Genomic DNA, 12,002 nt, shown 5'->3' with positions numbered 1-12,002 from the left:
CATCTTTCCAAAAATATTCCCGCCGGAGGCTCCGACATAAGCCCCAAGCGATGTGCTATCCTAACATGCCCTTACCGTGCCCCAGCGCCGATTGCATGGTTTTTACCACGACAAAGGCGTCACGCAGATGACTTCGCTCAAAGTCAGACAAATCTGATGGCGCCAAATAGTTGTCAGGTATCTGCCCCTGGCGCACAAGATCCGCCTGATGTTCCAACCGAGTCTGGGCGATCAAATCATAGGCGTCCAGCAGATCGCGGGCGCCGCTGGGGCTGATGACGCCAGCGGCGGCGCCAGCTTCCAGGCGGGCGCGGGTATTCACCGCGGCAATCTCGCCCTGCAAGGCGTAGATCCGCCCCAGATCCGTCACCGGCACCACACCATTGTGCTTCATATCCAGGGTGTTGCGATGCTCGCCTGAGCGAATGGTGGCAAAGCCGCGCAACAGTCCCAGGGGCGGGGTATGCTTCAGCGCATTTGAGGTCATATGGGCCACAAAGATCGAATTGGCACAGGCCGAGGCCAGGACGTTGGTCTGTAGCCCTGCAAACAGGCTGGTGTCGCCGCCAATGGGGCGAAGATCAAACATCACCGAGGCCAACATCTGGGCCTCGGGGCCGGGTTTGGTGATCCAGCCGCCAAAATACTCCCGCCAGACGTGCAGAGGTTGCCGCCACCGGCTATTGGTCGCCATCATATCACCGGGGCAATAGACATAGCCGCAGGTGTTCAACCCATCACAGACATATTCCGCCAGCGCGGCAAAATAGGCGTCATGCGCTTCTGTCGCCTCATCTGCCAAGATCAGGCAGTTGTCCTGATCCGAAACTCCGGTCTGTTCCTGGCGGCCCTGGCTGCCACAGGCAAGCCAGAGATAGGGCACGGGGGCGGGGCCAAGCTTCGTTTCTGCAAGGGCAAGCAACCGTCTGGTGGCGGTATCAGCAATATCAGTGATCAACCGGGTCACCACCTCATGGCGGTTGCCGCCGGCCACCAGCTGTACCAGCAGCCGGGGGATCTCGGCGGTGACCGCTGCCATCTCCTCGGCACTACCCGCGCGGGCGATGCTGGAGACCAGCTCGGCTGAGCTGACCGCCTGAAACCGGGTGAGGTCGGTCTGGGTGATAATGCCAAGCAACCGATTGTTCAGCACCACCGGGATATGGCCGATGTGGTGCTCCATCATGGCATGCAGCACATCCGAGCCAATGGCCGAGGGCGGCAGGCTGCGGGGGTTTTTGGTCATGATCTGCGACACTGGGGTGGAAAAGGGCAGTCCCTCGGCCAGCAGTTTCTCTGTCAGATCCCGGGTGGTCAGAATGCCCAGCAATGTATCGCCATCGCTGATGCAGACACAGGAGATATGGTGCTGACGCATCAGCTGCGCCGCTCCCTGGCAGGTGAGGCCCGCAGAACAGGTCACGGGGGGGGCCGCCATAAAGGTCTCGGCGCGGGTGGTGGTGAGCCCGTTCTGGATCGGCGCATCGGGGCGGCGGCGATCAAAGAAACGCGTGACCGCAGGTTCGGCCTGCATCAGGGCGTCAAAATCCGCGCGGGGCAGCAATAGCAGTACAGTTGCAATGCTGGCGCGCGCCGAGGTGACAGCGCGACCGCCACGTGTCAGCCCGCGTTCACCAAAGGAATTGCGCGGACCCAGGATCGAGATCGCCATGTCGTTTTCGTCAAAAACTTCGACCTCGCCGTGATGCACCAGATACAGCCCGGCAAGATCGGTGCCCAGCTCATAGATGGTCTCACCGGGATTGACCGACAGGACTTGAAACTTTGGCGCCAGATCCCGCAGCCTGCTCAGCTCGAGACTGTCATAGGGATGAACGGAGGTGAGAAAGCGGATCAGATCGGTTTCGGAAATCGGCATCAATGCACCTGTAGGACTAAAGGCCACTTGGGAAGAATGGGGATGCCCGCCCGGGCAGTAACCGGGGCGGGCATGAGGATAAAAAGGGACGGACCATAAAGGCGTTAGCCTCAAAGGAATGGCCCGTCCAGGGAGGGATCAGTGATCCTGTGCAGCCCCTGCGCCACGTGGGATGCGCACGCTTTCGACCAGATCTTTGATCTCCTGCGGGGTTTCCTTGGTCATGCCGGCAACCACATAGGCAACGGTGAAGTTGACCGCGGCACCGATGGCACCAAAGGAGGTCGACTTGATCGTGCCCAGCAGCGGATCCGCATCGGTGAAGGAGTTGGTGCCCGGAATGAATAGCCAGCCCTTGTGCAGGAAGATGTAGATCAGGGTGACGCCCAGACCAGCCAGCATACCTGCCACAGCACCGGTGTTGTTGATCTTCTTAGAGAAGATCCCCATCATCAGTGCCGGGAAGATCGAGGCCGCCGCCAGACCAAAGGCCAGGGCCACAGTCTGCGCCGCAAAGCCGGGAGGGTTGAGACCCAGGTAGGTGGCAACCGCAATGGCAACCGCCATGGCAATACGGGCTGACAGCAGCTCGCCTTTTTCCGAGATATTCGGGTTGATCGAACCTTTGATCAGATCGTGCGACACAGCGGAAGAGATCGCCAGCAGCAGACCAGCCGCCGTTGACAGCGCCGCCGCCAGACCACCTGCAGCCACCAGACCAATGACCCAAGAGGGCAGGTTGGCGATTTCAGGGTTGGCCAGAACCAGGATGTCACGGTTGAACTTGGTCAGCTCGTTGCCGGTCCAGCCGTTTTCAGCCGCTTTGGCCTGCATGTCAGCATTCTTGTCGTTGTAATACTGAATGTGGCCATCGCCGTTCTTGTCTTCCCAGGCCAGGAGACCGGTTTTTTCCCAGGTCGCCATCCAGTCATAGCGTGCATCGTTTTCGATCTGCTCGACCGAAACCGCTGCCGCATCTGTGCCATTGGGCCACATCATATCGGTGATGTTCAGACGCGCCATGGCACCCACGGCCGGCGCGGTAAGATACAGCAGGGCGATAAAGACCAGCGCCCAGCCAGCGGACCAGCGGGCATCTGCCACGCGGGGTACGGTGAAGAAACGCATGATCACGTGGGGCAGACCCGCGGTACCGATCATCAGCGACAGGGTGAACAGCACCATGTTGAAGGTGTCGGAATGGTGAGCGGTATACTCGTTAAAGCCCAGCTCCCGCACGATAGCGTCCAGCTTTTGCAACAAAGGCTCACCCGAGGCGACATGATCGCCAAACAGACCCAGGGCAGGGATTGGGTTGCCGGTCAGCTGCAGCGAGATGAAGATGGCCGGAATGGTATAGGCCATGATCAGCACGCAGTATTGCGCAACCTGTGTATAGGTCACGCCTTTCATGCCTCCGAACACCGCATAGGCGAACACAACACAGGCGCCAATTAACAGCCCTGCGGTGTTGGAGACTTCGAGGAAGCGGCCAAAGGCCACGCCCACGCCAGTCATCTGACCAATAACGTAAGTTGTCGAGGCAACGATCAAGCAGATCACCGCCACGATACGCGCGGTTGGGCTGTAGAACCGATCACCGATGAACTCGGAAACGGTGAACTTGCCGAACTTGCGCAGATAGGGGGCGAGCAGCAGCGCGAGCAGCACATAGCCACCAGTCCAACCCATCAGGAAGGACGAGTTGTCATAGCCGGTAAAGGCAATCAGGCCCGCCATCGAGATGAAGGAGGCCGCAGACATCCAGTCGGCCGCTGTGGCCATACCGTTGGTGACGGGGTGCACACCGCGACCCGCCGCGTAGAATTCCGATGTGGAGCCCGCGCGGGCCCAGATCGCGATGCCGATGTAGAGCGCGAAGGACGTGCCCACAAACAGCAGGTTGATGGTAAACTGATCCATTGTTTACTCCTCCTCGACGCCGAATTCACGGTCCAGCTTGTTCATCCGGAAGGCGTAGAAAAAGATCAGGCCCAAAAAGACCATGATCGACCCCTGCTGGGCAAACCAGAAGCCCAGATCCGTGCCACCAACGGCAATGCCGGACAGCATCGGACGCAGCAGAATGCCAAAACCAAATGAAACGACAGCCCAGATCACTAGGCTGACAAGAATGATCCGCACATTGGCCTGCCAATAGCCCTTATCGGCCTCGGCTGTCTGTGCAGCGTTTGTTGTGTGGTCCGCCATTGCGGCTCCTCCTTCTTCCTCCAGGACCCGATTGAGAGGTCAATCAGGCAAGCGCTCTCTGTTTGCCCGTGCCGGTGTTTTCACGTGAAAACAGGACTTCGGGCATTGCTCCGCAATTCCGCCGACGGAGGGTCGGCAAATCTACACGGATATTCCAATATGTGGTGTGGGGGACCGCTGAGCCGACGGCCCCCCTGGAAACTTAAAAGTTTAACTCGTTACTTCGGAAACGATCTTGGTTAGGCCCCCAGAGATCGCCTCGATTTCTCCCATTGCATCAATGATTTGCAATGCGTCTTTGCCCTTGTAGTAGGCAATTAGCGGTGCGGTCTGTTCGTGATAGGCCGCCAGACGACTGGCGACGGTTTCGGCATTGTCATCAGCGCGACGGGTCATGTTCTGACTGCCGCATTTGTCGCATGTTCCGGCAACTTCTGGCTGCTTGAAACTGTCGTGGTAGCCCTCGCCGCAACCGCCGCAGGTGTAGCGCCCGGAAACCCGGGTCACCATGGCACTGTCATCTACTTCCAGGCTGATCGCGGCGTTGATCTTCTGACCGGTTTCAGCCAGCAGAACATCCAGCGCCTCGGCCTGAACGGTGGTGCGGGGGAAGCCATCAAGGATGACCCCCTTGGCACAGTCTGGTTCCGCCAGACGGTCGCGCAGGATGTTGATCACGATCTCATCAGAGACCAGACCACCGGAAGCCATCACGGCCTTGGCGGCCTTACCGGCCTCGGTGCCGGCAGCCACGGCAGCGCGCAGAAGGTCTCCGGTCGAGAGTTGAACAAGGCCAAACTTCTCTTCCAGAACGCGGGCCTGTGTACCCTTCCCGGCGCCGGGAGGGCCGAGAAGAATGAGAACAGCGGGGCGGGTCATTACATCACTTGTCATGCTCCAGTTACCCCTTTACTGCCCGGTTGGCGATCAGATCATCGACCACCGAAGGATCGGCCAGTGTCGAGGTATCACCCAGAGCGCCAAAGTCGTTTTCGGCAATCTTGCGCAGGATACGGCGCATGATCTTGCCGGAGCGGGTCTTGGGCAGGCCGGGGGACCACTGGATCACATCGGGGCTGGCAATCGGGCCAATCTCGGTGCGGACCCAGGTGCGCAGCTCTTTCAAGAGTTCATCAGAGGGCTCGCGGTCATTCATCAGGGTGACATAGCAATAGATGCCCTGACCTTTGATGTCGTGTGGATAGCCCACCACAGCGGCCTCGGCGACGGCGGCATGAGCCACCAGCGCGCTTTCGACCTCGGCGGTTCCCATCCGGTGACCGGATACATTGATCACGTCATCGACGCGGCCAGTGATCCAATAGTCGCCGTCTTCATCGCGACGGCAGCCGTCGCCGGTGAAGTAGTAGCCTTTGTAGTCAGAGAAATAGGTCTTCTGAAAGCGCTCGTGATCGCCCCAGACCGTGCGCATCTGACCGGGCCAGCTGTCTTTGATGCAGAGAACACCCTCAACACCATTGCCAGAGATCTCTTCGCCGGACTGCGGATCCAGAACCACGGGCTTGATACCAAAGAAGGGCTTCATCGCTGAGCCAGGCTTGGTGGCATGGGCGCCGGGCAGCGGCGTCATCAGATGGCCACCGGTTTCAGTCTGCCACCAGGTGTCAACGATGGGGCAGCGGCCGCCGCCGACCACGTCGTTGTACCAGTTCCAGGCTTCGGGGTTGATCGGCTCGCCCACGGTGCCCAGCAGGCGCAGCGAGGAGAGATCGCATTTCTCAACCCATTCATTGCCCTGACCCATCAGGGCGCGCAGTGCGGTTGGAGCCGTGTAGAACTGGTTGACCTTGTGCTTTTCGCAGACCTGCCAGAAACGGCTGGCGTCGGGGTAGGTTGGCACGCCTTCGAACATCAAGGTGGTGGCACCATTGGCCAGCGGTCCATAGACGATATAGCTGTGGCCGGTGACCCAACCCACGTCAGCGGTGCACCAGTAGATATCGCCATCGTGGTAATCAAAGGTGATTTCATGGGTCATCGCCGCATAGGCGAGATAGCCACCCGAGGTATGTACAACGCCCTTGGGCTGGCCGGTGGAGCCCGATGTATAGAGTACAAAGAGCGGGTCTTCAGCGTTCATCTCTGCGGGTTTGCAGTAGTCGTTCGCTTCCAGCGCCATCTCGTTATAGTCATAGTCACGATCGGCCACCCAGGTGGTCTGGCCACCGGTGCGCTTGACCACCAGGCATTTCACCGTGTCCTTGCAGTGCAAGAGGGCGGCGTCAGCATTGGATTTCAGCGGTGTCTTGCGGCCACCACGGGGGGCCTCATCTGCGGTTATCACCACCTTGGCGTCTGAACCATTGACCCGTGCGGCCAGCGCATCGGGGCTGAAGCCGGCAAAGACGATCGAATGGATCGCGCCGATACGGGCACAGGCCAGCATCGCATAGGCGGCTTCGGGGATCATCGGCAGATAGATCACCACCCGGTCGCCTTTGCGCACGCCCATGGTTTCCAGGATATTGGCCATGCGGCAGGTGCGGCGGTGCAGCTCTTTATAAGTAATGTGCTGCGCGGCCTCTTCAGGATCGTCGGGTTCAAAGATGATCGCAGTCTGGTCACCGCGGGTTTCCAGATGGCGGTCGATGCAGTTGGCTGAGACGTTCAGAGTGCCGTCAGCAAACCAGTTGATCGAGACTTCGCCAAAGCTGTAATTCACGTCCTTCACCGTTGTGAAGGGCTTGATCCAGTCGATCCGTTTGCCGTGCTCTCCCCAGAACGCCTCCGGATCGTTGATCGAAGCGGCATACATTTCATCGTATTTGGCACTGTCCACATGGGCGCGGGCAACGGTTTCCTCGGATGGCGCGTGGGCCTGACCTACGGGCTGCTGTGACATGCTGTTCTCCTCCCAGATATCTAGTCGGTCCGACACCACAACTGCTGGGCGTGACTGTCAAACCGTTTCCTTCCCTCACGGTGATCATAGGGTGAGTGGAAAATAAGTGAATAAGATACGGGAAAATAACGATTTGCTTGTAAATGAATTTCCCTGCTCGGGTAAAACCTGAAAATTTGTTACCAATATGTAAACAAAAACCCTTGTGAATATGGAGATTAGGAGTCAACGGTTTGGGGCCGGTATTTTTGTAAAGGATAGGAAAAATGCACCCTAAATGGGTGTGAGAGCCGTTTCAGAGGCTTCTTTACCTGCGGCATTTTGTGCCTCGCTCGGCGCAATAGAGACAAAGTCAGGCCATCTTGCGCAATTTTGTTGCGCCCGGATAGGTGACTTTGTGCGTCATCCGAGCAGGGTCACAGTTCACTCCCGTCCCCTTGCAGCTGCAGATGTAAACTCTTTGATTTGGCGGCCCTCTGGGCTTGGCAGCTGTGTCTCTTGCCGTTAGCTTATCGGCCAAGCGCCTGCCGAACCGTCGCCCGATAGGGCCCCGGGGACAGGGACGGGCGCAACATGGGAGAAGAACAGAATGAAGACGATTTTGACTGCCGCTGTGACGGTTGCTGCCAGCTTTGCACTCGTTGGTGAAGCCGCTGCGACTGAGTGGAACGTATCGGTTTGGGGCAAGCGTCGCGCCTTTACCGAGCATGTTGAGAAACTGGCCGAGCTGGTCAGCGCCAAGACCAATGGCGAATTCACCCTGAACATCAGCTATGGTGGTCTGTCCAAGAACAAAGAAAACCTTGACGGGATCTCCATCGGTGCCTTTGAGATGGCGCAGTTCTGTGCCGGCTATCACCGCGACAAGAACCCCTCGATCACGGTGCTGGAACTGCCTTTCCTCGGGGTGAACACCCTGGAAGAAGAAGTGGCCGTGAGCCATGCCGTCTACGGCCATGAGGCGGCGCAAAAGGATCTGGCCCGCTGGAACGCCAAGCTGCTGATGACCTCGCCCATGCCACAGTACAATATCGTTGGCACCGGTGAGCCCCGTGATGCGGTTGCCGAGTTCAAAGACATGCGCGTCCGTGCCACCGGCGGTATCGGCAAAGCCTTCTCTGCCGTTGGTGCGGTGCCAACATCCGTCACCGCGACCGAGGCCTATAACGCCATGGAAAGCGGCGTTGTAGATACCGTTGCCTTTGCCCAGCACGCGCATCTGGCCTTTGGCACCATCAACCGCGCTGAGTGGTGGACCGCCAACCTGAACCCCGGCACGGTGAACTGCCCCGTCGTGGTCAATACCGACGCCTATGACGCACTGTCTGACGCAGAGCGCACCGCGCTGGACAGCTCGGTAGACGAGGCGATCTCGCACTATCTGGCCAACTATGGCGCGCTGCTCGACAAATGGGACAGCGTTCTGGAAGAAAAAGGCGTGGCCAAGGTCATGCTGCCAGAGGCCGAACTGGCTGCTTTCCGCGCCACTGCGGCGGATCCGATCCGCGAACAGTGGATCAAAGACATGGAAGCCCAGGGCATCCCAGGCCAGGAGCTCTATGATCTGGTGCTGAAGACACTGGAAGACACCCGCGCTGGGAACTAAGAGCGCCTGCATGACATCGGGGCTGAGAGGGATCTCTCGGCCCCGTTTTCTATTTCCTGGAACCCTCTAATGAAAGGTGGGCCCCATGGCGGGAAACGCTGCGGTGCTGGAAGATGGCAGTCTGATCAGCCGTCTTGACCGCAAATTGCTAGGGCTGGAGCAGCTGCTTGCGCTGGTCAGCGGGCTGGCAGTCTTTTCACTGATGCTGCTGGCTGTTGTTTCGGTTGGCGGCCGCAATACGATGAATGCGCCGCTGCCCGGCTACGTTGACTGGATCGAACAGGCGATGCCGCTGATTGCCTTTATGGGCATCGCCTATGTGCAGCGCGATGGCAGCCACATCCGTATGGATATCCTTATCGGTTCGCTGCGGGGACGGGCGCTGTGGTTGTTTGAACTGATCTCTGTCCTGTTGATCCTGGTGCTGATGTTGGCCCTGGTCTGGGGCAGCTGGTCGCATTTTACCCGCTCCTTTGATTTTGCAGCGCCCCTGTGGAGCCGCGACAGTTCCATCGATATCGGCCTGCCGATCTGGCCTGCCAAACTGCTGGTGCCAGTTGCCTTTTCGGTGCTCTGCCTGCGTCTGGTGCTGCAGGCCTGGGGCTACGGCCGGGCCATGGTGCTGGGGCTGGAGGCTCCGGTTGCGGTGCCGCTTATCCAGGATGCAGCGGAACAGGCTGCGGCTGAGGCGGAACAATTGAGCGGTCATGACAATGACGCCATTGGCGGGCAGGGGTAGCAGACATGGAACCAATTGAAATTGGCCTCTGGGTCACGAGCTTCCTGCTGGTGCTGGTTGTTGTCGGCATGCGGGTGGCCTTTGCCGCTGGTCTGGCCGGGCTTGTCGGGTTGATCTGGATTTTCTGGGCCAAGTTTGGCTATAGCCCCGACAAATTTGGCAAGGCGCTCACCGTGTCGGTCAAAATTGCCGGGCAGGTGCCGCATTCCAAGGTCTCGAGCCAAGCGCTGAGCCTGATCCCGACCTTTATCCTGATCGGCTATCTGGCCTATTATGCCGGTCTCACCCGTGCCTTGTTTGAGGCCGCCAAACGCTGGATTGCCTGGCTGCCCGGTGGGCTGGCAGTCTCCACCGTCTTTGCCACCGCTGGCTTTGCCGCCGTTTCTGGCGCCTCCGTGGCGACCTCGGCTGTTTTTGCCCGTATCGCCATCCCCGAGATGTTGGCGATTGGCTATAACAAGCGCTTTGCCGCAGGCGTGGTGGCTGCCGCCGGCACGCTGGCCTCGCTGATCCCGCCCTCAGCTATCCTGGTGATCTATGCCATCATTGTGGAACAGGATGTGGGCAAGCTCCTGCTAGCAGGGTTCATTCCCGGAGCCTTTAGTGCCGTGGTCTATGTGCTGCTGATCGTCGGCATTGCGCTGGTGTTCAAAAACGTCGGCCCCCCGGTCAAAGGCTTTACCTGGCGCCAGCGCTTTGAATCCCTGCCCGGTGCGCTGCCGATCGTCTTTGTCGTCGTCATCATCATCTGCTTTGTCTACAACCCCTTTGGCGGCGATGCCTGGGGCACCCCGACCGAGGGCGGCGCGCTGGGGGCCTTTGTGGTCTTCTGCATGGCGCTGTGGCGTGGCATGCGCTGGAGCGAGTTCAAATCGGCGCTGTTGGAAACTGCCAAGCTCACCGTGATGATCTTCACCATCATCTGGGGGGTGCTGATCTATGTGCGTTTCCTGGGCTTTGCCGATCTGCCCGGTGCCTTCTCTGACTGGATCACCAGCCTCGAGATGTCGCCCATGGTGATCCTGATCTGCATCCTGCTGGCCTATGCGGTGCTGGGCATGTTCATGGATGCCATTGGCATGTTGCTGCTCACCCTGCCGGTGGTCTATCCGGCGGTCATGGCGCTGAATGGCGGCGAAAGCGTTGCCGCTGCCGACAGTGCCTTTGGCATGTCGGGGACGATGTGTGCGATCTGGTTTGGCATTCTGGTGGTGAAGATGGCCGAGTTCTGCCTGATCACCCCGCCAATTGGTCTCAACTGTTTTGTTGTGGCTGGTGTGCGCGATGATCTGAGCGTGCAGGATGTGTTCCGCGGGGTAATGCCCTTCTTTATCGCCGATGGGGTGACCATCGCGCTTCTGGTCGCCTTCCCGTCGATTGTGCTCTACCTGCCAAGCCTGGCTCAGTAGCGCGGGGTCTGATCTCAAGCTCAACCTGAAAAAAAGGGGCGGAAGGACTGATCTCCTCCGCCCCTTTTACTTTGCTTTCTGACTCGGAACTGCTGTCTTTGATCAAACCGGACCCGCCCCCATGAGGCAGATATTGTTGCTCTGTGAAGTTATGGGGGTCACAAGTTTTATTATTCTTATCAAATTACTAGGTGGTGGTATGAGGAGGCCTTTGTCGATTTTTGGAATCGGGAAATGTGTAATATAGGCGGAATGGAAAGTGATTTGAGCGAACTTTCTATAGGTTGAGCTCTTCATGTGGCTGTATCGGCAGCAGCGTTGCTTGAAGAAATCAAGCAAGGAGGCATTTTTCACATTATTGGACGCCCGCCCAGGTCGCATTGATTTTAAAGATCGCGAATTTCGCCCACAGCTTGTGTCGCTGTCTTCGCAGTACCCTTCTGGCAAACAAGTCTCCTTGTTTCTGGATCAGTATCTCCGATCAGAGATGGCGCTTGATCAGGGCGCATAGCGTGCCTGCACCGGCTTTGGCCTTGCCGCTGTTGTGACCTATCTGTCCTGGTATCAAAAAGCACTGGAGTTCTGGCGGACCGAACCGATTGATGCCCCGGTTGCCTTGCCCCCGCTCCAGAAAAAGACAGCGAATAGATGCTCAATATCGCTGCGCGGCGCTATGATGAATGGGAGAGGGAAGACTATTCCGGCTCCAGCTGCCGCGGGGGGACATGCTTTTGCAGTTGATGGCTATACCTCGCGCGGCTTCATCGTGCAGAATTCCTGGGGGGGTAAAATTGGGCACCAGCTGGGGCAGGCGGCAAAGCGAATAGAAATTGGTTCAATGAACCTATGAGCAAACTGTAGGGTTTTACAGGATTTCCTCTACTCAACCAAAAAAGCCACCAAGCTGTTGAGCTTGGTGGCTTTTTATGGCTCCGGCGGTAGGGATCGAACCTACGACCAATTGATTAACAGTCAACTGCTCTACCGCTGAGCTACGCCGGAATGTGGGCTCCGTATAGCTTTGGTATTTTTGCGCGTCCAGAAGAAAAATACACCAAACCAAAGTTTTTTCTTCCTCCCTACATCCCTGTCTGGCGGGGGCGAGATGAAACCCTTTCGCTAATGGCATGAAACAGTGCGTAAGCCGGGAGTTGGGTGGGAACCACAGGCAATTTTCGAAGGCGTTTACTGTGAGAAGCGAGGTGACGAAGGGCGTCAGAACCCAAGCTGCGGCGGCAGGAAACTGCCCGTCACAATCTTGGTTCCTCTCCTCCTTTGCGCCTATTTGTTCGCCA

8 protein-coding genes and 1 tRNA gene are annotated in these 12,002 nt (G+C 58.3%); 3 read left to right on the top strand and 6 right to left on the bottom strand.

The genetic code is table 11. From position 1 onward, the window contains the following. Positions 1-55: 55 nt before the first annotated feature. The 5 genes from ED661_RS15505 to acs form a co-directional block, all read right to left on the bottom strand. Positions 56-1,879, bottom strand: a complete 1,824-nt coding sequence (locus ED661_RS15505; protein ID WP_122074837.1) for a DUF294 nucleotidyltransferase-like domain-containing protein — start codon at positions 1,877-1,879, stop codon at positions 56-58. A gap of 138 nt (positions 1,880-2,017) precedes the next feature. After that, a complete protein-coding gene (locus tag ED661_RS15500; protein WP_122074836.1) occupies positions 2,018-3,802 on the bottom strand; it encodes a sodium:solute symporter family protein in 1,785 nt (594 codons plus the stop codon). Positions 3,803-3,805: 3 nt separating this feature from the next. Then, entirely contained in the window at positions 3,806-4,090 is a 285-nt protein-coding gene (locus ED661_RS15495; RefSeq protein ID WP_122074835.1) for a DUF4212 domain-containing protein, read from the bottom strand. A 210-nt stretch (positions 4,091-4,300) separates the two neighbouring features. After that, complete coding sequence (locus ED661_RS15490) at positions 4,301-4,984, bottom strand: adenylate kinase (RefSeq protein ID WP_122074834.1); 684 nt, start codon at positions 4,982-4,984, stop codon at positions 4,301-4,303. Positions 4,985-4,991: 7 nt separating this feature from the next. After that, positions 4,992-6,953: an acetate--CoA ligase gene (gene acs / locus ED661_RS15485; protein WP_122074833.1), complete on the bottom strand. Its 1,962-nt coding sequence runs from the start codon at positions 6,951-6,953 to the stop codon at positions 4,992-4,994. A gap of 589 nt (positions 6,954-7,542) precedes the next feature. Here acs and ED661_RS15480 point away from each other — a divergent pair. The 3 genes from ED661_RS15480 to ED661_RS15470 all read left to right on the top strand — a co-directional run bounded on the left by ED661_RS15480 (position 7,543) and on the right by ED661_RS15470 (position 10,707). Then, positions 7,543-8,559, top strand: coding sequence for a C4-dicarboxylate TRAP transporter substrate-binding protein (locus ED661_RS15480; RefSeq protein WP_122074832.1), 1,017 nt, complete (start codon positions 7,543-7,545; stop codon positions 8,557-8,559). Positions 8,560-8,644: 85 nt separating this feature from the next. Beyond that, positions 8,645-9,298 (top strand): TRAP transporter small permease subunit, encoded by a 654-nt coding sequence (locus ED661_RS15475; RefSeq protein WP_122074831.1) that lies wholly within the window; start codon positions 8,645-8,647, stop codon positions 9,296-9,298. A gap of 5 nt (positions 9,299-9,303) precedes the next feature. Then, positions 9,304-10,707: a TRAP transporter large permease gene (locus ED661_RS15470; protein ID WP_122074830.1), complete on the top strand. Its 1,404-nt coding sequence runs from the start codon at positions 9,304-9,306 to the stop codon at positions 10,705-10,707. 927 nt (positions 10,708-11,634) lie between these two features. Here the strand turns inward: ED661_RS15470 and ED661_RS15460 are convergent. Next, positions 11,635-11,709: transfer RNA gene (locus tag ED661_RS15460), tRNA-Asn, on the bottom strand. Positions 11,710-12,002 lie beyond the last annotated feature (293 nt).

It is taken from the genome of Pseudophaeobacter sp. EL27, assembly GCF_900313025.1.
GTDB lineage: Bacteria > Pseudomonadota > Alphaproteobacteria > Rhodobacterales > Rhodobacteraceae > Pseudophaeobacter.
The sequence above is the reverse complement of the archived record's forward strand: the minus strand, read 5'-3'. Positions and strand labels throughout refer to the sequence as shown.